General features: G+C 59.5%; 23 protein-coding genes and 1 pseudogene. 9 read left to right on the forward strand and 15 right to left on the reverse strand.

Going from position 1 to position 21,120, the window contains the following annotated elements; genetic code table 11:
- Positions 1-84: 84 nt before the first annotated feature.
- From KBI52_RS07845 to KBI52_RS07860, 4 genes are all read left to right on the forward strand, one after another.
- Positions 85-282, forward strand: a complete 198-nt coding sequence (locus KBI52_RS07845; protein ID WP_210806532.1) for a hypothetical protein — start codon at positions 85-87, stop codon at positions 280-282.
- An 800-nt stretch (positions 283-1,082) separates the two neighbouring features.
- Positions 1,083-1,973, forward strand: a complete 891-nt coding sequence (locus KBI52_RS07850; protein ID WP_210806534.1) for a hypothetical protein — start codon at positions 1,083-1,085, stop codon at positions 1,971-1,973.
- 563 nt (positions 1,974-2,536) lie between these two features.
- The gene (sctV, locus tag KBI52_RS07855; protein WP_210806536.1) at positions 2,537-4,648 is read left to right on the forward strand and encodes a type III secretion system export apparatus subunit SctV; all 2,112 of its coding nucleotides are present in this window, start codon (positions 2,537-2,539) and stop codon (positions 4,646-4,648) included.
- A gap of 46 nt (positions 4,649-4,694) precedes the next feature.
- Complete coding sequence (locus tag KBI52_RS07860; RefSeq protein WP_247654260.1) at positions 4,695-5,213, forward strand: tetratricopeptide repeat protein; 519 nt, start codon at positions 4,695-4,697, stop codon at positions 5,211-5,213.
- Positions 5,214-5,683: 470 nt separating this feature from the next.
- On the opposite strand, the gene KBI52_RS32790 is transcribed toward KBI52_RS07860, so the two are convergent.
- A complete protein-coding gene (locus KBI52_RS32790; protein ID WP_315974504.1) occupies positions 5,684-6,166 on the reverse strand; it encodes a transposase in 483 nt (160 codons plus the stop codon).
- Positions 6,167-6,262: 96 nt separating this feature from the next.
- Here KBI52_RS32790 and KBI52_RS07870 point away from each other — a divergent pair, with 96 nt between their 5' ends.
- Together KBI52_RS07870 and KBI52_RS07875 are read left to right on the forward strand one after the other, a co-directional pair.
- On the forward strand, positions 6,263-6,844 hold the full coding sequence (locus tag KBI52_RS07870; protein ID WP_210806541.1) for a winged helix-turn-helix domain-containing protein: 582 nt from the start codon (positions 6,263-6,265) through the stop codon (positions 6,842-6,844).
- Positions 6,781-7,296 carry a transposase gene (locus KBI52_RS07875; RefSeq protein WP_210806543.1) on the forward strand — a complete coding sequence of 172 codons (516 nt, stop codon included), beginning with the start codon at positions 6,781-6,783 and terminating at the stop codon, positions 7,294-7,296. The genes KBI52_RS07870 and KBI52_RS07875 overlap by 64 nt, the downstream gene beginning before the upstream one ends.
- Before the next feature lie 44 nt (positions 7,297-7,340).
- On the opposite strand, the gene KBI52_RS07880 is transcribed toward KBI52_RS07875, so the two are convergent.
- Positions 7,341-8,051, reverse strand: a complete 711-nt coding sequence (locus KBI52_RS07880) for an IS5 family transposase (RefSeq protein ID WP_315974505.1) — start codon at positions 8,049-8,051, stop codon at positions 7,341-7,343.
- Positions 8,052-8,206: 155 nt separating this feature from the next.
- Here KBI52_RS07880 and istA point away from each other — a divergent pair, with 155 nt between their 5' ends.
- Complete coding sequence (gene istA, locus KBI52_RS07885) at positions 8,207-9,670, forward strand: IS21 family transposase (protein WP_371823134.1); 1,464 nt, start codon at positions 8,207-8,209, stop codon at positions 9,668-9,670.
- Between the two features lie 11 nt (positions 9,671-9,681).
- On the forward strand, positions 9,682-10,434 hold the full coding sequence (gene istB, locus KBI52_RS07890; protein ID WP_210806546.1) for an IS21-like element helper ATPase IstB: 753 nt from the start codon (positions 9,682-9,684) through the stop codon (positions 10,432-10,434).
- A 145-nt stretch (positions 10,435-10,579) separates the two neighbouring features.
- Here istB and KBI52_RS07895 read toward each other — a convergent pair.
- From KBI52_RS07895 to KBI52_RS07955, 13 genes and pseudogenes are all read right to left on the reverse strand, one after another.
- Positions 10,580-10,723 (reverse strand): annotated as a pseudogene (locus KBI52_RS07895) (transposase); the annotation flags it as partial.
- 658 nt (positions 10,724-11,381) lie between these two features.
- On the reverse strand, positions 11,382-11,630 hold the full coding sequence (locus KBI52_RS07900) for a hypothetical protein (protein ID WP_210806548.1): 249 nt from the start codon (positions 11,628-11,630) through the stop codon (positions 11,382-11,384).
- Positions 11,631-11,725: 95 nt separating this feature from the next.
- Positions 11,726-12,763: an EscU/YscU/HrcU family type III secretion system export apparatus switch protein gene (locus KBI52_RS07905; RefSeq protein WP_210806550.1), complete on the reverse strand. Its 1,038-nt coding sequence runs from the start codon at positions 12,761-12,763 to the stop codon at positions 11,726-11,728.
- The gene (sctT, locus tag KBI52_RS07910; protein ID WP_210806552.1) at positions 12,760-13,578 is read right to left on the reverse strand and encodes a type III secretion system export apparatus subunit SctT; all 819 of its coding nucleotides are present in this window, start codon (positions 13,576-13,578) and stop codon (positions 12,760-12,762) included. Before sctT ends, KBI52_RS07905 begins: the two co-directional genes overlap by 4 nt.
- Positions 13,575-13,835: an EscS/YscS/HrcS family type III secretion system export apparatus protein gene (locus KBI52_RS07915; protein WP_210806555.1), complete on the reverse strand. Its 261-nt coding sequence runs from the start codon at positions 13,833-13,835 to the stop codon at positions 13,575-13,577. Before KBI52_RS07915 ends, sctT begins: the two co-directional genes overlap by 4 nt.
- Before the next feature lie 29 nt (positions 13,836-13,864).
- Positions 13,865-14,530, reverse strand: a complete 666-nt coding sequence (gene sctR / locus KBI52_RS07920) for a type III secretion system export apparatus subunit SctR (protein ID WP_114948592.1) — start codon at positions 14,528-14,530, stop codon at positions 13,865-13,867.
- The gene (gene sctQ, locus KBI52_RS07925) at positions 14,523-15,584 is read right to left on the reverse strand and encodes a type III secretion system cytoplasmic ring protein SctQ (protein ID WP_210806558.1); all 1,062 of its coding nucleotides are present in this window, start codon (positions 15,582-15,584) and stop codon (positions 14,523-14,525) included. The genes sctR and sctQ overlap by 8 nt, the downstream gene beginning before the upstream one ends.
- Before the next feature lie 44 nt (positions 15,585-15,628).
- Entirely contained in the window at positions 15,629-16,165 is a 537-nt protein-coding gene (locus tag KBI52_RS07930; RefSeq protein WP_210806561.1) for a hypothetical protein, read from the reverse strand.
- Positions 16,141-17,487: a type III secretion system ATPase SctN gene (gene sctN, locus KBI52_RS07935; protein WP_210806563.1), complete on the reverse strand. Its 1,347-nt coding sequence runs from the start codon at positions 17,485-17,487 to the stop codon at positions 16,141-16,143. The genes KBI52_RS07930 and sctN overlap by 25 nt, the downstream gene beginning before the upstream one ends.
- A gap of 8 nt (positions 17,488-17,495) precedes the next feature.
- Entirely contained in the window at positions 17,496-18,119 is a 624-nt protein-coding gene (gene sctL, locus KBI52_RS07940; RefSeq protein ID WP_210806566.1) for a type III secretion system stator protein SctL, read from the reverse strand.
- Positions 18,116-18,694, reverse strand: coding sequence for a nodulation protein NolU (locus KBI52_RS07945; protein ID WP_371823135.1), 579 nt, complete (start codon positions 18,692-18,694; stop codon positions 18,116-18,118). The genes sctL and KBI52_RS07945 overlap by 4 nt, the downstream gene beginning before the upstream one ends.
- A 78-nt stretch (positions 18,695-18,772) precedes the next feature.
- Positions 18,773-19,639 (reverse strand): type III secretion system inner membrane ring lipoprotein SctJ, encoded by an 867-nt coding sequence (gene sctJ, locus KBI52_RS07950; protein WP_114948598.1) that lies wholly within the window; start codon positions 19,637-19,639, stop codon positions 18,773-18,775.
- Between the two features lie 9 nt (positions 19,640-19,648).
- A complete protein-coding gene (locus tag KBI52_RS07955; protein ID WP_114948599.1) occupies positions 19,649-20,143 on the reverse strand; it encodes a nodulation protein NolB in 495 nt (164 codons plus the stop codon).
- A gap of 183 nt (positions 20,144-20,326) precedes the next feature.
- On the opposite strand from KBI52_RS07955, the gene KBI52_RS07960 reads away from it, so the two are divergent.
- Complete coding sequence (locus KBI52_RS07960) at positions 20,327-21,022, forward strand: secretin N-terminal domain-containing protein (protein ID WP_210806568.1); 696 nt, start codon at positions 20,327-20,329, stop codon at positions 21,020-21,022.
- Positions 21,023-21,120 lie beyond the last annotated feature (98 nt).

Here is a 21,120-nt window from a genome sequence, read left to right on the forward strand (position 1 = left end):
CCACAGCTTGAACGCTGAGCCCACCTTAACCGCTCCACCGAATAACGAATTCGCCAGCAGTATCCAACGCGAGGGAAGATCACCGTGACCCTCCTGCAGGCGCCCACGGCACGAGATCTGGGCGCCGCGAACCGGGAGCACTGGACGAGCTTGCGCCAGCGTCTGCAAAGAGGCCGCCGCGCACGAACCCTGCGCACCCGCTTTCGGCACGATCCCGTCGTCTATAAGGCAGCACTTGAACAGCAGGCCGGCCAGCTAGCTTTGCCTTCCAATTTTTTCTAACACTCGTCAGGTTATCGAAAGCTGTTGGCGTTAGCTTGAGGAGGTGGATGCCTACGCGGCATCGCCGCCCGTCCATAATGAAGATAAACGCCGGAGTACCCGATGGTCTCAGCAATTGGAAGTTTTGGCAGCTTCGGTGTGTCCTTGGCCCGCGCAGGGGGCCATGGAACGCCCCATCCTGAAAAGCCGGTTGATCCTAACGAGCCATCAGATCCTAACAAACCGGTCAGGGGGCACGATCCGACGGATGTCCCATCCGATTCCGGCGACGGCTCGCGAGCTGCATCAGAACAAGAGGCCTTCGAACTGGCGCTCAGAGCGGTTGCGCTCACTATAATGAACGATGTCATGGCTGATGCCGAGGAGGCTATGGCAGAGACCGAAGAGGATACCTGACGCTGGATAGTCCTCGTCAGGAAGCAGCGTGCCGTTGATTACGGCACAATTCGAAGAAAGGAAAGCAATATGCCTGGTATTGGAGGAACCGCTGGTAGCGGCGCTAGTACAATTCTTTCGGCGGCTGGGAGCGCAGCTACCAAAACGGCGGGCGCTGCTACGTTCCAGGCCCAACTTGCCGATCTGGCAGCGGTTAGCGCCGAAGCTACGGCTAGGAGCATGCAGCTGCGCACGCTTACGACGGAGCTCTCGACAATCAAGAAGGCGGCCGACGAACGCGCTACGTGATGTCTGACGCCGGCCTTAGGTAGTCTCGATCGCACTACTTGGTGGCGCGATGTAGAGCTGAAACGGGCCGCACGGCGATTGCCGTGCGGCTCCTCTCCTTGTTCGGAAGAATATCCTTGGACGACGCGGTTTGCCTTCATTTCGAAGTTCTATCGGGCCTCTATTGCGGGCTGACCGGAACGCTGGCTCCAGGGACGAACGTAATAGGTAGCGGCCTTGATGCCGACATCGTCTTCGTCGAGCAGGGACTCGCGCCGAATCATCTTCGTATCACTCTTCGAGCCAATTCGATCGAGGTGGAGGCCCTTGGCGCTGGATGCAACGTGGAGAGCCGCGGGAGTATTGCCGCGGGTGAGTTTAGTCTTGTTCCTCTTCCGGCCATCACTGACCTAGGCGCGATGTCGATACTCTGGTCGGCACAGGGTGCAGCGCCAGCTGGTTCAAGAGTTGCGTCCCGCGTCGCGATCCCTGTGCCAGCTCTCGTGTTACTGGGCTCGATCGGGATCGGAGTAGTCTCAGCGGTTCTCTCCTACTACGGCAGCGCCCGGGCATCGAGCGCCAATTCAACTAATGCCAAACCTGAATCCAAACTGACCTACGACCAAACCGATGATCAGACTACCCTGGCAGCTGCTAAAGACCTGCAACAAGCAATCGATAAAGCAGGCCTTCTCAACATTAAGATCGGCTCCGCAAAGGGTGTTGTTACCGCTGAAGGCACCGTCACGTCCGCATCGGCCACGCGATGGCAGCAGGTTCAGCGGTGGTTCGATCAACACACGAAGGGCGCTCTAACACTGGTCAATAGGGTAATCACCAAGGAGGAGAAGTCGCCGTCCGCAATCGCAGTTGAAGCGGTTTGGCGCGGACCCTCGCCCTATGTTGTCGTCAAGGGTGAGAAGTATTTCATCGGGGCGCTTTTGGACGATGGATGGACAGTCGATCGGATCGAGGACAGGCAGGTGCTGCTGAGCCGAAATGGCCGCCTTGCTTCTCTCCCGTATTAGATGATTCCGGTCTTTAGGCAAATTTTAAGGAGAACTCCGTTTGCCAAGCCGCCACGCTTACCCTGTCGCCCCCGGAAGTCGGGCGCTGCGTGAAGGCGTTGTCGTCCCGCAGAACCAGTTACGGCGGGCGTGCCTACCCCGGTGGAACCGGAAGCAGCTTGGCTGGAGGCCCGCCGAAGGCGGGACCGGGCCTGGCGCCAGGCTACACGATAACAGACCACGGTTCCAAACCGGGAATGTCGTGCTTATCCCCAAGCAGCAGCGCGATTTGCTCGGCAGCCTTTCCTACGTCTGCCACGCTTGCCCGCAAAGCACGCGAAACCTGCCCCTGCTGCAGTTCGCCTCTCATGCTGGGTTGTGGTTGCTCGACTTTTGCGGTTTCCAGCCCATACGCTCGCCTCGGACCACTTCGGCGGGGACTCTAACGGTCCTGCACAGAACGGATGCATCTGGTAACCAGCCGTTCTCGCGACCTTTCAGTCTCAAGCGTCGCGATGGGTGGTGGATCTTCGAAAGCTGTTTAGCAGCATAGCGATTCTCAAACGATCACGAATGGAGGCTCCATGGCCAACATCATGCGTAACCTGATCCAGCGCGCGCCGGCCAACCCGGACCTCACGGTCGCGCTGATGCTAATTCTGGCCATAGCTATGATGGTGATGCCAATACCTCTTATTGTGATCGACGCTCTGATCGGGTTCAATATGGGATTGGCCGTACTGCTGCTAATGGTTGCTTTGTATATCAGCACGCCACTCGAATTTTCCTCTCTGCCCGGCGTTATCTTGATTGCAACGGTCTTCCGTCTGGCGCTCACCATCGCAACAACGCGGATGATCCTGGCCGAAGGGGAGGCAGGCAGCATCATTCACACGTTCGGTGAATTCGTGATCTCAGGCAATATCGTGGTCGGTATTGTTATATTTCTGGTTGTGACTATGGTGCAGTTCATCGTCCTCGCGAAGGGCGCCGAACGAGTAGCAGAAGTGGCGGCGCGCTTCACGCTCGACGCTCTGCCGGGCAAGCAAATGGCGGTCGCCGCAGAGTTACGAAATGGCGACATCGATGCCGACGAATCTCGGGCACGGCGCAGCGCATTGGAGAAGGAAAGCCAACTTTACGGTGCTATGGATGGTGCGATGAAATTTGTGAAGGGCGACGCTGTTGCCGGGCTGGCGATTATTTTCATCAACGCGCTGGGTGGGATTTCGATTGGCCTGCTTTCGAAGGGTATGCCCTTCGGCGAGGTGCTGCGTCATTATACCCTACTGACCATAGGCGACGCGCTAATCTCGCAGATTCCGGCCCTCCTGCTCTCAATTACCGCGGCGACAATCGTAACCCGTGTGACCGGGGCAGGGAGCCTTAACCTTGGAACCGACATAGTCAATCAACTCACGGGCAGTAAGCGAGCATTGCGGCTTGCGGCCGTTGTTTTGGTTGCGATGGGGCTCGTTCCTGGTTTTCCTCTGCCCGTCTTTCTTATCTTAGCCGCGATCTTCGCCGCGGCAAGCGTTGTCAAGGGTAATGGGCTGGGCGCGGGAGGCACCGCTTCTACAACTGCAGCGTCAGAGGAGCCTCAGAACGAAACCATGCCGTCGGAGGCATGTCCGATTGTCCTCTTCCTTGCGCCGGACCTTATGCGTGCGATCAATCAAGTCGAACTACAACAGCACATTGCGCGCGTTTCTCAATTAGTCTCCGCCGATCTCGGCATTATCGTCCCCCGTATTCCTGTCGCTGCCGATCAGCAGCTGCTGGGTTCACAGTTCAGGATAGATATCGAGAGCGTGCCGGTCGAGCAGAATTCGATTAATCCGACAGAGTTAACGCTCAAAGACGAGCTCGCGAACATTGAATCGAGTGGCATTCCCTTCCGGCATGATCCACAAGCAGACGCTATCTGGGCCGAACAAAGCTTTGCACCGGCTCTCAAAGCTGCTGGCATCAGGTATCACCATCCAAGCGAACTCCTCGCGCTACGTGTCCAAACGACGTTGACCCGCTATGCATCGCGCTTGATCGGCATCCAGGAGACCAGCCGGTGGATGGGCCGGATGGAGCGGGATTATGCTGATCTGGTGAAGGAGGTGCTGCGGACGACACCGATACCTCGGATCGCCGATGTACTCCGCCGCCTGCTGGATGAAGGTGTCCCGATCCGCAACTCTCGCATCGTGTTGGAGGCATTAGCCGAATGGAGCGAGCGTGAGCAAAATGTCGCCCTTCTCACGGAATACGTGCGCTCTTGTATGAAACGCCAGATCTGTCACCGCAATGCCAACAGACACGGAATCGTGGCCGCCTTGATTATCGAACGTGAAACTGAGGATTTGGTGCGCAGTGCGGCTCGAGACACAGCGGCAGGCCCCACGCTGGTACTAGAAGATCGGCAAAGCGAAGCTCTGGTGTCACAGATGCGTCAGGTTCTTTCCAGCACGGCGTCGGATCAGACCAACCCTGTCGTATTAACTTCGATGGATGTCCGACGCTTCGTCCGCGGTTTTCTCATGCGGAATGGGATCGATCTCTCTGTGCTCTCCTACCAGGACCTTGCGTCCGACTTCACGATTCAGCCCGCTGGATCGGTTACACTCCGCCTGGAAACGCTAGAGGGCCGTCAGGGGAAGCTCGCGATATCCGCGTTGCCATCAACGGATGGCGAAAGCACATGATGAAAGGTGAGAACTAGACATGTATTCGTATAGGATTGTAGGCTCATTGGCATTTCTTTCGTTTCGCTTGAAATCAGTTCTCGTCGCCGTACTTGCCATCCTTCCTCTCGGCGGTTGCGCGAGCTGGAGTAAGCCGGATCGTTCAATGGAGGAGACGCCGTCCCCAGCGTTATTAGGCGCCGAACACATCGATCCGGCTATGCGCGAACGCATTTTGCGCGCAGTCGGTCAGGACTCACAGGTGCCGACTTTGTTGGATTTGGAGCAGCATCCGGGTAACGTCGATGCGGCGATCAGTCTTACGAATGTCCTGCTGGCACAGAAGCGCCAGCAAGAGGCGCTTCAGGTACTCGACAGAGTCTTGGTTGCAGACCCGGAGAACTTGCGCGCATTAAATGCGAAAGGAGTTGTTCTGGATACTCAGGGGCGGCATGACGCGGCACAAGTGCTATATCGGCAGGCCCTCAAAAGGGAGCCAGGAAATCAGATGGTGCAACACAATCTCGACTTGTCCCTGGCGTCTGACGGGAACTCCGAACCGAGCGCATTGGCACCGTCACAATAACTTTGCACTGCACCAGACTCGATGCGCCTGTCAGAAGCGGTCGCAAATCGTGTTTCCGGAGGATGGCGCGCAATTACTTTTCTTTTCGCGTGAGAGGGCGCAGCAGAATGCGGCTCATGGCAAGGTAGAGCAGCATCTCGCGAGTCTCGATCAGGCGTTCGTAGCTCTTAGTCTGACGCCGTTGGTGGTCAACCAGGCGATCGTCTATTCAACAACCCAGCTTCGCGCAAGCACTTGAAAGCCACTCAGTCGCATTGGCGGTTCCGCACCGACACACATCCAAACGCCGCGGCTCTTCCAGTGTTGCGGGATCGTCAGCCCAGCAAAGCGCACGGTGCAGCCGGTCCTCCAGGTCACGATAGGCGGTATTTGGCTACGGCCGCTCGACGGCCGGAAAAGGATGCTGCCGACCCTGCGACGGGAGTTCAACCCGTGCGCGATCTGGGTGTCGACGGGTTGCACGGTGTTCTTCAGCAGCGTGCCATGTGTGTCGACGAGCAAGTGACGCTTGCGGCTCTTGGGCGCTTTCCCGCGATCGTAGCCCGCGTTTCAGCCATCGCAGTTGTCTTGACCGGCTGGTCATCGATGAACTCCGCGGTGGGCTGCGAGTTGCGACCGATCGTCCGAGAATCGCTCTCCCGGAAGGCCTCGGTCACGTGCTCGCGAGTGCCGTCCTCCCGCCACTGGGCATAGCGGTAGGAGACACCGCACCGGGGTAGATACTCATGCGGAAGCAACAGCCGTTGGGCTCCCGTGCGCAGCAGATAGAAGACCTCATCGACGAAGTGTCGTAACGAACAGGTCTGCCGCCCTCCCGCTGGGTACATGCGGGGACAAGGGCTCGAGCAGCGCCCATGTGGCATCGTTGAGATCGCTAGCGTAAGATCAGGCATCCATGACGGCGCTCGTGAGTCTTGCAACAGCCCGCATCCGCCGCAGCGGCCCAACACCATACCTATGGTGAATCAATCACTTGCAGCGCGAAATTAATGATTCTCACGCAGGTGGTGTAACATAGGGCGGTGTCGATCCTCGTGAGGAGGTGCGCGATGCAGGACAACGTGTGGCGGCCGGCGCATCTGACGCCGAAGCAAATGGAGGAGCGGCGTCTCGCGGCCGCAAGGCTGTTGCGCCAGGGACAGCTCTCCCGAGCCGAGATCGCCCGCCAATTGGGGGTGAGCCGCGCCAGCGTCTGTCGCTGGGCGGTCACCCTTGCCCAGGAGGGCTCGCACGGCCTGCACGCGCGACCCATTCCAGGACAGCTGCCCCGCCTGGATGAGAAAGCCTGGACCCGCTTGGGTCGACTCCTGGACCGAGGCGCAGTGGCGGCAGGCTTTGCCACCGAGCGGTGGACCCTCGAGCGCATCGCGGCCCTGATCGAGCGGGAGTTCGGGGTGCGCTATCATCCGCGCTATCTGGAGCGTCCGCTCAAGGCGCATGGGTTTAGCGTGCAGCGTCCCGCCACCCGGGCCAAAGAGCGGGATGAACTCGTGATCGCGGTCTGGCCTAAGCGCGAGTGGGTGGCGCTCAAAAAAAGGCGCAGCGGGAGCACCGGACGCTCCTGCTCATGGATGAGACGGGCCACAGCTCTCGGATCCGGCCGGGCACGACCTGGGCCCGGCGCGGGCTGACCCCGGTGCTGCAGCGCGTCAGCAAACGGCGGGAGGTGTCGAGCATCGTGGCGATCACGCCCGACGGGCGGCTCTATGCCCGTCATGTCCGCACCAGCGTCACAAGCAGCACCGTGATCGCGGCCCTGCGGTCTTTCCGCCGGAACGTCGGTACGCCGCTGCTGGTGGTCTGGGATCGGCTTAACGCACACCGCTCACGCGCCACCACCGATTTTATTGCGGCCCATCCGCAGGACTACGCGGTCGCCTACCTGCCGGCTTATGCACCAGAGCTTAACCCGGAGGAGCAATGCAATGCCCTTGTCAAGCGAGCGATGGCCAATGCGCTACCTGAATCAGTCGCCGATCTGCACCGCCTGGCCCGCCGTGAATTCTGTCGCTTGCAAGGTCAACCCGAAATGATCGTCAGATTCTTTCGGCACACAGGCCTCTCTGTTGCAGGCCTTCCGTGAAGATCATTAGATGTCTCACTAGCCCTTTAGAGGCTGGTGAGCAATTATCTTTCCTTTCGCGTGAGACGGCGCAGCAGGATGCGGCTCATGGCGAGATAGAGCAGCATCTCGCCGGTCTCGACCAGGCGTTCGTAGTCCTTGGCCAGCCGCCGGTTGGTGGTTAGCCATGCCAGGGTTCGCTCAACGACCCACCGGCGCGCGAGCACCTGAAAGCCGCTCGGGCGCGTCGGCGGCTCCGCGTCGGCCCACGTCCAGACACCACCGGACCACCAGTGTTGCGGAATCGACAGCTTCCATCCGAGCGCTCTGCGCAACCAGTCCTTCAGCCCTCGATAAGCGGTGTCGGCCCACATCAACTCAATGGCCGGGAACAGATGCTGCAGCCGCTCCAGCAGGAGTTCGGCTCCGGCGCGATCGTGGAGATCGGCGGGCTGCACGCTGGTCTTCAGCAGATTGCCTTGTGTATCAACGAGAAGATGGCGCTTGCGGCGCTTGATCTTCTTGCCACCATCATAGCCACGCGGTCCGCCCATCTCGGTGGTCTTGACTGACTGGCTATCGATAGTCGCCGCACTCGGTTGAGGAGACCGGCCGATCGTGCGCCGATACCTCTCGCGCAGCACCTGTGTGATGTGCTCCCATGTGCCGTTCTCGCGCCACTGCGCATAATGGGAGAAGACGGCGTAGCGCGGCGGATATCCGTGAGGCAGTAGCCGCCATTGGGCTCCTGTCCGGAGCAGGTTGCGGATTCCGATTCAATCCGGACGGGGATTCCGATTTGACGCCGGACAGCATTCCGGAATGAAGCCGGACACCGTTCCGATCAATTACCGGACACTTTCCCCACTCTGATGATCCCCTGGGTCAGCAACTCGGGCATCACCCTCCTCACGTCATCGAGGAGAATGGAATGCCCGCCAAGAGGAAGCTGACCATGAGACAGTTGAGACAGATGCTGCGCCTGGCCCGGGACTGCATCAGCGTGCGCGACATCGCCGAGAGGCTCGGGATCGCGCGCAGCACCGTCCAGGAGAACCTCAAGCGCGCCGAGCAGGCCGGCTTGAGCTGGCCCTTGCCCGGCGACCTGACCGACGAGGCCCTGGAGAACAGGCTTTTCGCCCGCGCCGGCGTCAAGCAGGGACAGCGCCGGCGGCCCGAGCCCCACTGGGCCGAAGCCATCGTCGAATTGAAGAAGCCCGGCGTCACCCTGCAAATCCTCTGGGAGGAGTACCGGGCCGTCCATTCCAACGGCTATGGCTACAGCCGCTTCTGCGAGCTCTTCCGCTCGTTTGAGAGCCGGCTCTCGCCGACCATGCGCCAGGACCATATTGCCGGCGACAAAGTGTTCGTCGACTATTCCGGCAAGAAGATCGCCATCGTTGATTCCGACACCGGCGAGATCCGCCAGGCCGAGATCTTCGTCGCCGTGCTCGGCGCCTCCAACTTCACCTACGCCGAGGCGACCTGGACCCAGTCCCTGCCGGACTGGATTGGCGCGCATGGGCGCATGTTCCGCGTCTTCGGCGGCGTTCCGCGCCTGATCGTGCCGGACAATCTCAAGTCAGGGGTCAACCGGGCCTCGTTCTACGATCCCGAGATCAACCGCAGCTACGGCATGATGGCCGCGCATTACGGCATCGGCATCCTGCCGGCGCGGCCACGAAAGCCCAAGGACAAAGCCAAAGTGGAGAATGGCGTGCGCTTTGCCCAGACCTGCATTCTCGGACGGCTGCGGCACCAGACTTTCTTCTCGCTGGCCGAAGCCAATGCGGCGATTGCCGGCGCGTGCGAGCGCATCAACGATCATGTCGTGCGCCGCCTCGGGGTCAGCCGCCGGCATCTCTTCGAGACGATGGAGCGCCCGGCGCTCGCGCCGCTGCCGGGCGACGACTACGAGTTCGCCGAATGGCGCTTCGTGCGGGTCGGCACGGACTATCACGTCGAGTACGACGGCTTCTTCTATTCGGTTCCGCACGGCCTGATCCGCGCGCAGGTCGACCTGCGGGCCACCAGCCGCACGATCGAGATCTTCCACCGCGGCCAGCGCGTGGCAACCCATCAGCGCCGCTACGGTGGGCGCCGGCACGGCACCGACCCGGACCACATGCCGAGTTCCCATCGGCGCTATGCCGACTGGACCCCGGAGCGCTTCCGCCGTTGGGCGGCGTCCGTCGGCCCTCAGACGGAAGGTCTGATCACGGCTATTCTGGCGCGCCGCCCGCATCCTGAGCAGGGCTTCCGGACTTGCCTCGGGGTTCTGCGCCTGTTGCGCGATCTCGAACCCGCTCGCGCTGAAGCGGTGTCGGCCCGCGATCCCGAGCCCACCGCCATTCTGGAGCACGCCAACCTGCGCGGCCCCGGCTACTTCCACTAAGGAGATCCTGCATGTTGACCCATCCCACTCTCGCTCTGCTGGCCGATCTTGGTCTTCACGGCATGGCCAGTGCCTTCAAGGCTCTGCAATCCCAGCCCGAGGCTCGGGCTCTCGAGCATGGCGACTGGCTTGCACTGCTGCTCGAACGCGAGGCGACGCTGCGCTGTCAGAAGCGGTTTGAGAGCCGGGCGCGGGCGGCCCGCCTGCGCCATGACGCGCATGTCGAGGATGTCGACTTCAGGGCGGCGCGCGGTCTCGACCGCGGGCTCTTTCTCAAGCTGGCCGGCTGCGACTGGATCCGTGAACGACGCGGGCTCCTGCTGACCGGACCAGCCGGGGTCGGCAAAAGCTGGTTGGCCTGCGCGCTGGGCCAGAAGGCGTGCCGGGAGGACTTCTCGGTGGTGTATCACCGCGCGCCCAGGCTGTTTGCGGCGCTCGCTCTGGCGCGGGGAGACGGCCGCTATGCCCGGATGCTCAAGGCGCTGGCCCGCGTGGATCTTCTCATCCTTGATGATTGGGGGCCCGAGAAGCTCGCTGACGATCAGCGGCGGGATCTGCTGGAGATCGTCGAGGACCGGTACGAGCGGCGCTCCACCATCGTGACGAGCCAGATCCCGGTCGACCGCTGGTATGAGATCATCGGCAATCCGACCATCGCCGATGCGATCCTGGATCGCCTGATCCACAATGCTTACAGGATTGAACTGTCCGGCGAGAGCCTGCGCAAGCAGCGCTCCCCGGCCGCTGCATCATCGTCCGATTGACGACCGGCCAATCCCACTCCACCATCTCCCATGACCCAGGATCAAACGAGGAGAGTGTCCGGCTTCAGATCGGAACGCTGTCCGGAATGAAATCGGAATGGGTGTCCGGCTTCACCTTGGAATACGCGTCCGGCTTCACCGGTATCCGCAGCAGGTAGAAGATGGCGTCGGCGATGCGCCGTAAGGGATAGGTCTGTCGTCGCCCGGCAGGGTGGCTGCGGGGGATGAGGGGCTCGAGCAGCGCCCATTCCGCATCGGTGAGATCACTGGCGTAGCAACTGGCATCCATGGCAGGGCTCCAGGATCGTCAAACAGCCCACATCCGCAGCAGCGGCCAGCTCCACACCTATGATGAATCAAAGACTTAGGTTGAGCAATGAAATTGCTCACCAGCCTCTTAATGAGCTTCACGAAAGCGTTGTCGCATATGACCCTTTTGCGCGCTGGCGCGGTCGGAGCACCAGACCTCGGGCCGGTGCCCACCCATAAGGGTCCGTCACGCCTCGCGGGCCAGGGAGACGTGACGGACTACAGTATCCGAGCAGCGGAACACCCAATGCCAGGCGTTCGCACCCTCGGTCCGCACACCGGTCTGATCAGAGGCGACGACCCGGGCCTGGCCCAACGCCGCGATGCCTCAATTGCGCTCGGCCCCGAGGGCACCCTCGCCAGCCACAGGACGTTGATCACCCCACCTCGCTGACGGTGAGCCCGAACGGGTCCGCGAATGCGCTTTGCAGCAGCCTGTAGGACAGAGCCTGGGAGGTGTCGTGATAAGTGATGGCATGGGCGTGTGACACGAACGGTGTCCCCTTGCAGCGTCCGGCACGGATGCGGCGATCCGCGTCCACGCGCCGGCAGCGCACCGTCAGGCGCCGACATAAAGTGACGCGGGTCGCCACCTCCGGGAGGTCAAATTGCCCGTGGATGCTGATCGTCTCCGCCGACTAATCCGCTATCTGAACGGCTTCGCAGCGCAAGAACCGGTTAGGACGGTGCTCGACCACTTCATACGGCGTAGATAGGAGGATCCGGCTGCGGCCTTCGTAGCCCGTTTTGGAGCGCTCGCGCGGCTCCTTGCGATCAGTCGAGGGAGGTTCGGAGGATTTGGGCGAGGTCTTTTGCAGCCCCTGCAGTTGCAGCGCCAACTCGATCAGTTCTTCTTTGCTCAGACGCTCAAGATCGCTGCGGCCCACACAAACATGGAATCAGTGAAGCCCGATTTGTGGAGGGACCTGCATAACTACAAAATGACCGCGGCCCGCGCGGCCGGCCAACGCTGTGGTCAAATTTATACTAAACCTGCAGAGTAAAGAGCTTTCGCGACAGGTGCGAAATATTGCGCAGGAATGGCTTCGCCCAGCTTCGTCGCGCTGATAAGCTGACGCGTAAGAACATCATCACGGCGGATGTGGACACGTAGCCTCCGCGCTTCCCTTAACATTTTTGGAGCAGCCTCACCCTCGGCGCGGCAAACCAAGATTGGCACCCCGATCTCGCCACGAACGTAACGCAGACCGACGAGTACAGCCTTCCCTGCCAAGAGCAATGTGGCCCGGTGCACTCCCAGCGAAGGCTCGTGCGCAGCCTCGTTCCAGAGGCGACGTCTTTCAGTCTTTAGCTCCGGCGTACCTTCCTGATCCTTGAACTCACGCATCACCTCGGTTCTGGTCATGCGCATTTCGCGCAGAAACAACGCACGCTGCACCAGGAGATCGATCAGTCCGCCGACCAGAAGGGTACCCGCTCCGATCTGGCTTAGCAGTTTCGCTTGCGTAAACACGAGGCTGATACATCCCACGCCGCAGATCGGAAGATAGACCATCGTCTTCCACGTGCCGAGAAGGAAGAGAAGAAAGATTACGCTCAGGACAATTGCTTTGACTATAGTCTTGCCAACCTCCACTGCCGAACGCGCCGACGCCATCCGCTTCAGCCCATCGAACGGATTAATCTTTTCAAGATTGAGCGTCATTGCCTCCAATGAGAAGACAAATCCACCGTTGTTTATCAATCCAGCCAGTATTACCGCAGCGATGAGGGTTCCGAGCAACGGGCCAACAGTTTCCAGTGTGAGTTCGATGAGCAGGATGAGGGCCTGCCAGACCGCTATACTGAAGGGCAGGCTCTGCAGTTTATCTACCAATAGTAGCGCTTCGTGGCATTTGGCTTGTATCTCGCTGCCTCTGAACCAGATATAGCCGAGCCCACCGCATGTGGCGGCCGCACGGACGAAATCGGAGCTGCGCGCGATCTGCCCTCTTCTGCGCGCCTCGTTTAGCTTGCGCGAGCTTGCGGCATGCTTCTTCTCTTCACTCGACTCGCTCATTTCAGCAGTTCGCCCAGCCACTCAAGCGCGCCATTCGCTGGTTTGATCTCCAGTCTCATTGCCACCACCAGATATGCAGTATAGCCAGTCATAACAATCGGGAACCCGATATTCTTGATGATCGGAGACAGATGGCTCGACTTGAATTGCGGCGCAAAGCGCAGAAGTATCATCATTGAGAGGTCAACCAACAACAGGAAGGACACCACAGGCCCGGAGACCAATAAGGTCGTGAGCATCATGTGGTCGAGGAGTTCTAACAACTCCGTTGCTGCCCCGGCGGTCGGTGTGGGGTAGAACCGATACACAGGCCAGACCTGGAAGCTGCCATAAAGGGCGCTGGCCACAACCTCGAAGCCTCCCGAAGCGACGAAGACCGTAATAGCGGTGATCCCGAGAAAAATACCCATCGCTGAAGCCTGACTGTTCGTTGAGGGGTCGGACGGAGCGGATGGGCTGGTGATGCCGCGTTGGTTGTCGATAAACTCACCGGCCGCCTGAAGGCTCCATAACGGAATGCCGAGGAAAGTGCCAAGTAATAGGCCGGCAAAGATCTCCTTCACACCGAGCAGAGTCACCTGGATCAGACGTGTTTCCGGATCGAGCGCCTGCAATCCATCACTGACGAATGGCAAGCACGGGAGCCCCAAGGCGACAGCACAGGAGCCACGGATCAATCCGCTGAGCTGAGCCCGCGCAAACACCGGCAGCACCATTATAATGCCCGTCGCCCGAGCCGCGCTAAGGCCGGCTGCAGCGAGGAGTTCGATAGCCGAATGGATCAGGTTTTGAATCTCGGCCGGCAACGCAATCATGGTGGAGGCTGGTAGCTAGGAGCGATTGCGGGAAACTCGGTAAAGATTTGGTCAGCCAGCGCTATGAGCGGGGCGCTCAGCACAGGCGCAAACAGGCCAATCACCGCCACCACAACCAGAAGCTTTACCGTGAGGGGCAGGCTTTCATCCTGGATTTGCGTCGCCGCCTGGATGATCCCGATGACCAAGCCAACAATCACCGACGCAATGAGCGGCGGTAGAATCCAGATCATGAAAACCATCAATGACCGGCTCATAAGAGTGACAATGCTAGACTGAGTAATATTCAACCTCCCGGTGTGGCGTAACTCAACACAAGTCCGTGCATCAATCTCGACCACCCATCAATGGCGACAAACAAAAAAAGTTTGAAAGGGACAGAGATTACTGTCGGTGACACCATCGACATGCCCATCGCCATCAGAATTGCCGTTACGATAAGATCGATGACAATAAAGGGAAGGTAGAGAAGGAATCCTATCTCAAACGCGCGCTTGAGTTCTGAAAATAGAAAGGACGGTACGAGAATGGCGATATCATCGGGTGTGGTTCTGGCGCGCATTTCCTCTGGCCAAAGTCTTTCTGTCGCGGACAGGAAGAAACGGCGCTGCTCTGAACTTGTGAACTTCTTGAGATACTCGCGTACGGGCTCTCCCCCCTCTTTCGTGGCGCTTACCCAGTCGTCTAGCGTTTGATAACGGATCCTCGAGTCGGTCATACGACTATAGGCCTGTTCAATAACAGGTGCGCTGATGAAAGTGGCGAGGATGAGTGCTGCCGCGTACAGCACGACGTTCGGTGGTATAGTCTGGGTCCCGAGCGCATTGCGGACGAGGAACAGAACAACCGAAACCTTTATAAACGCCGTGGTTGTGACGACCGCCAAAACCAGAAGGCCGAGTCCGGCTGTGACCGCAAGAAGTGATAGAATCGGCGGCTGAATCTCAGTCATTGCATGTCAACCTGCTGCGAAGCCTGATGCCCAGCTCGTCTCCGACCCGCACGATGTCGCCACGACCGATGCGCCGACCGTTGGCTAGGATGTCGACGGGACCGTCGATCGGCCGACCAAGCTCGAAAACATGCCCTTCGCCCGCCCTTCTCAATTCTCCTAGAGACATAGGCCAGCGGCCGCATTCAAACACAAGCATGATTTCTATATCATCGAGATCTGCTTCCGATCGTTCTTGACGGGACTCGGGTTGGGTCGTCATATCCACATGCTCCACGGGGTGCGATCGCGGGCGGAAGGGACCCCGCAGGATCAAGTTGTCGCCCTCAATGTCTGCTCCGGCCCATAACTGGCCCACGGACAGGACCATCTGGCCGCGGCCAAACGGAGATATGTCTGGCAATAGAGCATCACCGATACATGCTTTGCGAACAAGCGCTGCCGGAGCACAGAGCGTGCCGACCACTCCTGCAACTATGGCCGGAAGTTCCTGGGGAACCTCGCGCGGCTGTAGCGGCAACTGGCGGATCAGTTCGCCTAATGCGCGGAAGGCAGGCGGCACCAAACCATCAAGAGGAGAGAACAGGAACAGACGGCCCTTGCCATCGACCGAGCCGAAGACGAGGTCAAGCTCTAGATAAGGAGCCACTGTTAGGGCTTCACCCAGGCCTACAAGCTGTAGGTTCAGCTGCGTCTGGCCCTCCAGTTGAGCCAAAAGCGGATCGAGTGCGAGTTCGAGAACGAGCGAAGCAGTTGGTTCGGAAGGCAAAGCAAGGCCGCTCTGTACTGTCGCGACGAGCGCCTCCACAAGCCGCTGTGACAGCGACAAGACGATCGTTTCAGCCCCGACGCGCCAAACGCAGTCAAGCATCGGAACAGTGGAAGGTTTCTGCTGCCAAACAAGCCCTTGTGTCCGCACCGACAGCGGCTTGTCGCCGATCCGGCTGTGAAGGGGCCGCCTGGAAGATGCTATATCATTGAGCCACGAGACAACCTCGTGGGACAATGTTAGCGCTGGTTCGAAGACAGTGGTTTTGACCAGAGCGGCTACCATTGCGGCTCTATGCTGCACAATCGCATCATTCAGGATCCTTGGGCTTAGCGGACCGGGTCGCGCGACAAATGGGCGAGCGAAACCCGCCCATACCGATGGCATATCTCGTCGTCCGCTTCTATTTCGCCTGCGGTCTCCGCATGAATATCTGCGGAGCGCCGGACGTCATCCTTAATAAGTTTCCATTTGTGCTTTGCTATCGAACGTTTGACCCATAGGCCCCTCATTTCAGACGCCGCTGCCTCGGCCTCTCCCTGAGCGAGGCGAGCACCATCGAGTACGCGGTGCCTAGAAGTGACTTCCGCCGCAAGCCGGTCAATTTCAAGGTGGTGACGGTCGAGCGCAGCGCCAGTCAATGTGTCAAGCGACATCAACTTTCCGTAGAGTGCCGCTTCCCGCAGTTCGCGATGTTGCAGTGCAATTGCAAGCTCCTCGGAGGCGCTCTGTACAGCTGAGGTGGCCATGCGTCGCTGACCGTCCTTCGCCGATAGCTGCCTAAGCGCGCTACGCTCTTGCAAATTCTTTAAAAACGATAACCTCAAGACGTGAACCTGATTCACGCAGTCAGACGCGACATCCATGCGATCGTTTCCTCAAAATCAGACGCCTCGCCTTCGCGCTGGCGCAAAAACTCTCTCAGGTCCCCAATCGTGGCGACAGCCCGGTCAGTTAACAGATCGCCGCCTTGCTGGTATTCGCCGACCTTGAGCAAAAACTCGGTCTCCGCATAGCGCGAAAGCAGATCGCGGAAAAACGACGCTGACGCGCGATGGGTGTCAGAAACGATCGCATCCATAACACGACTGCGACTCTGCAGCACGTCGATAGCAGGGAAATCCGATCGTGCCGCAATAGCGCGCGAGAGCACGACATGGCCGTCGAGAATGCCGCGCGACTCCTCCGCGATTGGATCCCCGGCACCGTCACCTTCGACGAGGATCGTATAGAACGCTGTAATCGAGCCTTGTTCATCCATGCCGGCACGTTCCAGCAGGCCCGGAAGCATGGCGAAAACAGAAGGAGGGAAGCCGCGCCGGGTCGGCGGTTCGCCAGCAGCAAGGCCTATTTCGCGCATGGCGCGGCAGAATCGCGTCAGCGAATCCAGCATGAGCGCTACACGTAACCCTTGTTCGCGAAAGTATTCCGCCAGCGCGGTCGCCACAGGAGCACACTGCGCCCGCTCCACGGCCGAGCGGTCCGAGGTCTCAACAACGACGATCGTACGGCGGAGGCCCTCCTCCCCAAGATGCCGCTCGATGAATTCACGAACTTCACGTCCACGCTCGCCTATGAGGGCGACGACGAAGACGTCGGCAATGGCACCTCTTACGATCTGTGACAATAACGTCGACTTGCCGCAACCAGGCTCGCCATAAATCCCAATTCGCTGGCCCTCTCCACATGTGAGGAGACCATCCAGGGCGCGGATCCCGAGCGGGAAGGGCTGCTCAACGATGCGCCTTTTCATTGGATTAGGCGCCCTGGCGTGCAGCGGACGGGTTTCGGCAGCTTTGACGTCGCCCTTGCTGTCAAGTGGACGGCAACGACTGTCAATCACACGGCCAAGCAAATCGGGACCGACCGGCACTTCACGCATTCGTCCGGTGGGTACGACCTCTGCGTGGCTGGACAGACCCACTAAGTCACCGATTGGCGTGAGCAATACCCCATTGTCCAACAAACCGATCACCTCTGCTTCAAGCGACAGGCCGGTTCGCGCATCCTGCAGCAGACAAAGCTCGCCAATCCGAGCACCCGGCAACACGGCATTGACAAGGGTTCCTACGGCGCGCGTGATTCGGCCACGCACGACACGCGTGTCGATTTGCTTTACTATGGACCTCAAAGACGAGATTGCCGGATCGGGAGCACGGCTATGGGTGGGATTAGTATGCTGTGGCATTGGGGGGATCACAGTTCGCCCCCGTCAGAATGGACGCGAAAGCCAAGCCGCAGCGCACGCATCTGTGCGTCAAGTCCAAGCTCCACATTACCGTACTCGCTCCAGAGCACGCACTGTTGTGGTGACAAAGTCGGATCCGGATCAACTCGAACCCTCGGCTGACCCTCCCGCCCGTCGCATCCAATAAAGGCACGCGCGAGCATGTCGACCTGCGTGGGATGCACATGAAGGTAAACTTCCGCGCCGCTATAATTGCGCTCGATCGCATGACGAACCGCGGTGACCAACAGCTCGCCCGGATCGAAGGCCCCTAGAAGCTCGGTTACTATCTCTATCACCAGCTGTGGTAGTTCCTGCTCTAGAACCGCCCTCCGGCGCGCCACCTCGGACGCCGCCCGCGCGATGAGCCGGGCCATCTCCTCAGCGCCTGCATTCAGGCCATCGGCGCGGCCCCGTGCCCATTCACGTTGATAGGCGGAGCGCGCCCACCTGCGAACCCGCTGCCGATGCCGGTCTGCTGCATCACGCGCTTCTGCAGCGCAATGCCAGGTCTCGAGTTCACTCGCTGATATCAGTGGCCCTAATGGGCGCATCTGCGGCGTGATGGGAGGCGCGGGGGCGTCGGCTGTCATGTGGCCCGGTTCTCCGCACCAAGCTGGGTTAGGACAAGCGAGACCAGCCGGCCGGAGGCCTTACTGTGTTCAGGCGACGGGCTTTCTGCGGCGGTCCCGAGGGGCAATCGAAGAAGAACGCGCTTACGGCCGAGGGCTGTACTGTCATTGAGCCAAGCGCCGAGACAGGCATGCCCGTCGTGGTTGATTTGCTGCGCCAATTGTTCAGGATCGGCAATCGGAGCGTTTGCGAGCGCGATCGCATGGGCGAGATGTCGGATGCCGAACGCGTGGGCATCAGCGCCAATGTGCTCTGCAAGTACTGCGAGGTCAGACTTAGAAACGAGCTTCAGCAGCGATCGCGCATGCCAGACACTACCAGCAAGGAGCGCGACCCGCTGGGGATCACGCCCGCCGAGAAGATCCGGCTCCCAGTTGCTTCCACTCGCATGCAGTTCATTGTCAAGCAGCAGCTCCGCCAATCTTGACTGCAGCCGGGGATGCTTCTGCAACTGCACTAACGTCGTGGCGGACAGCTCCGGATCAAGACGCGCGGCAAGACGGGTTGGATGGGCCAAAGCGGCAACATCGTTCAAGCTCGCCGAACGCGATTGGAGCGATTGAACGGATCCGGAAGTAGATGCGGGCATCAGTATTGGCATCGGGAGTACCAGTCACGCGCTGCGGTCGATGATACTTTTTGCGAACGGGCTCGATAGCGCAACCACCGAGCGACCCTCGGGCTTGGCCCGTGTGCCCGATGATTGCCTGTGCCGGCGTCTTAGAGTACTGGTTAAGAAATAGCACGCTGCCGCAAGTAAAGCTACGGCAACACCCGTCCCGATGGCTAGAAGGGGCGCTGGAACCGAGCCCGATGGTTGGGCCGAAAAACTTTCGAGTACGAGCCGTTGTTCGCGTACGGAGTGCGCCACTGGTACAAAGACCACTTCGACTTTTTCGTAAGACAGTCCTTCGATGCTGTCGGCGACGAGCATTTTTATCTTCGGTAGCAGAACTGAAAGATCCTCTTTGGCATCATGGCGGATAAAAACTGCCGCCGAGGACGGCGTACCGCCTGATCGTAACAGGTCGTTATTCGGCAGAACGACATGGACACGCACTGAAAAGACCCCATCGATGTCGTTGATGGTACGCGACAGCTCCTCGCTCAGGGCATACACATATCGAGCGCGCTCCTCAGTCGGTGAGGCAATCAGGCCTGATCCACTGAAGATCTCGCCGAGATTTTTGAAAGACTGGCGCGGCAGCCCTTTGGCGCTCAGGAGTTCGATAGACAGCGCAAGCTGTTCCTCGTCAACCTGAAGCGAGGAGGTTCCATCCTTCGCCGCAACACGGACTGCGTCGACCCCGCTGTCGATCAGAAGCGCGAGCATCTCATTCGCCTCACGCTCCTGCAACCGTGTGTAAAGATCCACCTTGCAACCGCTAAGAGCAAACAGAAGTGGCAGCGTGACGAGGCGCAACGATCGCCGACCGAGTGGCCAGCTATGGATCATTTTGACGTGAGCTAACTTAATCATCGCCGCCGCTCATCCTTGCTTTATGAGCGTATTCACAGACGAGGTGACGCCGCTGACACCCTTGGAAATTATAGAAATCTGTGTGACGCCAAAGTAGAGATCCCGCAGACCAGCGATCATTGCGCCGAAATCGTGCCCAATCGGCGTTCCCGCTGCCGCACCGTCAACAGGGAGCTTCTGCGCCGGCCCAGGTAGAGCGTTCTTTTCGTGGCTTAGCTGCTTGTCGGGCGCGGAAGAAGCAACTGAATTGTCTCGGCAGATGGGAGAGATCATCTGGAACAGGCGGTCGCCCCAGGGGCTTGTCTGCGCGGTCGTGCGTTCAACATCCAACGGCGCGGTGACTGGCACCACCCTTGCCGGCCCAAGCACGGTATCATTCTTCGAATCGGCGGCCGCCTGCGCTAGCGCACACTCAAACTGCGCCTGCTCGCCCAGCGGCGGTGATGCCGGCGCTGGACAAAATTCGGTCGGATTGGCAGAGATTGACGAGACAGGCATCATCATGCAAGGACTCGATTTGTTTCTCGTTCGCGTTGAATGAGTCCAGCCGGTTCTCACCCGCTGTTGCGCCGATACCTAGCGAAGCGAGCTGACGACAAGCTTACGAGGGCGCGATTATCACAGAATAAGGTGTCTTCGCGGCTTAAGTGGTTTTGAGAGTTTCAGCCTTTGATTTATCAGGACGCCATGTCAAGAGCTCAGATCCGACCCACCATTCTGCGCAACCTGAAGAGACTCTTCTTAGTCGGGCTTTTCGTCTCCTTTGAAATTCGCTCAACTCTCGGCTTGTCTCTATCGCTTCCCTCGACGCCCTATAGGTATACGGTTCTGGATCAGGATCTCTCTGCCGCGCTGAAGGAATTCGGAAGCAACCTGAAAATTCGCGTCAACGTCAGCGCCGAGGTAAGGGGACGGATTCGCGGGCGTATGCCGGATTTGGCGCCGCGCGAGTTCCTAGACCGGTTAACGGAACTGTACGATCTTCAGTGGTATTTCGACGGCCTTGTGCTTTATGTGTCTGCTGCCAGGGAAGCACAGACTCGGATGCTTGTGCTGGCCCCGGTTCGCTTCGATGCATTTAAGACAGCTCTCGATGAGCTTGACATATCCGATGCCCGCTATGTCGTAAGGCCGGCGCCGGGGAATGGTCTCGTCTTGGTTTCCGGCCCACCTCGCTTCGTCACGCTCGTGGAGCAGACGTTCAACGGCCTCGTCGCCGAGGCGCGTGCGCAGCTTCCCGTCGCGGCGCCGACGAAGCAATCCGTACTGATACTGTTTCGGGGCTCCTCCACCATGGTCGTGCGCGATGGACGACCGGAGGTCTCCAATTTTTCTGACGTACCGCCACAGGGCGGTGTGAAGCGTGAGTCGAATCAGAAATAACTGGGATCCCGCAGCTTCTGAGGAGGTACCAGCCGCGGCCGCATCCTGAATCGATTCTTTGGAGTTAGTCAGGTTGTCGAAAGCTGAACCGGTCATGA

The sequence above is a fragment of the Microvirga sp. HBU67558 genome, from assembly GCF_018069605.1.
In the GTDB taxonomy this organism is placed as follows: domain Bacteria; phylum Pseudomonadota; class Alphaproteobacteria; order Rhizobiales; family Beijerinckiaceae; genus Microvirga; species Microvirga terrae.

Coding starts and splice junctions, on each gene's coding strand:
- sctV (WP_210806536.1), top strand. CDS start 2,537: ATGGCCAACATCATGCGTAACCTGATCCAGCGCGCGCCGGCCAACCCG.
- sctJ (WP_114948598.1), bottom strand. CDS start 19,639: ATGATTAAGTTAGCTCACGTCAAAATGATCCATAGCTGGCCACTCGGT.
- KBI52_RS07870 (WP_210806541.1), top strand. CDS start 6,263: ATGCAGGACAACGTGTGGCGGCCGGCGCATCTGACGCCGAAGCAAATG.
- KBI52_RS07930 (WP_210806561.1), bottom strand. CDS start 16,165: ATGGATGTCGCGTCTGACTGCGTGAATCAGGTTCACGTCTTGAGGTTA.
- KBI52_RS32790 (WP_315974504.1), bottom strand. CDS start 6,166: ATGGTGTTGGGCCGCTGCGGCGGATGCGGGCTGTTGCAAGACTCACGA.
- sctL (WP_210806566.1), bottom strand. CDS start 18,119: ATGACAGCCGACGCCCCCGCGCCTCCCATCACGCCGCAGATGCGCCCA.
- sctT (WP_210806552.1), bottom strand. CDS start 13,578: ATGATTGCGTTGCCGGCCGAGATTCAAAACCTGATCCATTCGGCTATC.
- KBI52_RS07875 (WP_210806543.1), top strand. CDS start 6,781: ATGGATGAGACGGGCCACAGCTCTCGGATCCGGCCGGGCACGACCTGG.
- sctQ (WP_210806558.1), bottom strand. CDS start 15,584: ATGGTAGCCGCTCTGGTCAAAACCACTGTCTTCGAACCAGCGCTAACA.
- sctN (WP_210806563.1), bottom strand. CDS start 17,487: ATGCCACAGCATACTAATCCCACCCATAGCCGTGCTCCCGATCCGGCA.
- KBI52_RS07955 (WP_114948599.1), bottom strand. CDS start 20,143: ATGATGATGCCTGTCTCGTCAATCTCTGCCAATCCGACCGAATTTTGT.
- sctR (WP_114948592.1), bottom strand. CDS start 14,530: ATGACTGAGATTCAGCCGCCGATTCTATCACTTCTTGCGGTCACAGCC.
- KBI52_RS07905 (WP_210806550.1), bottom strand. CDS start 12,763: ATGAGCGAGTCGAGTGAAGAGAAGAAGCATGCCGCAAGCTCGCGCAAG.
- KBI52_RS07915 (WP_210806555.1), bottom strand. CDS start 13,835: ATGAGCCGGTCATTGATGGTTTTCATGATCTGGATTCTACCGCCGCTC.
- istB (WP_210806546.1), top strand. CDS start 9,682: ATGTTGACCCATCCCACTCTCGCTCTGCTGGCCGATCTTGGTCTTCAC.
- istA (WP_371823134.1), top strand. CDS start 8,207: ATGCCCGCCAAGAGGAAGCTGACCATGAGACAGTTGAGACAGATGCTG.
- KBI52_RS07960 (WP_210806568.1), top strand. CDS start 20,327: ATGTCAAGAGCTCAGATCCGACCCACCATTCTGCGCAACCTGAAGAGA.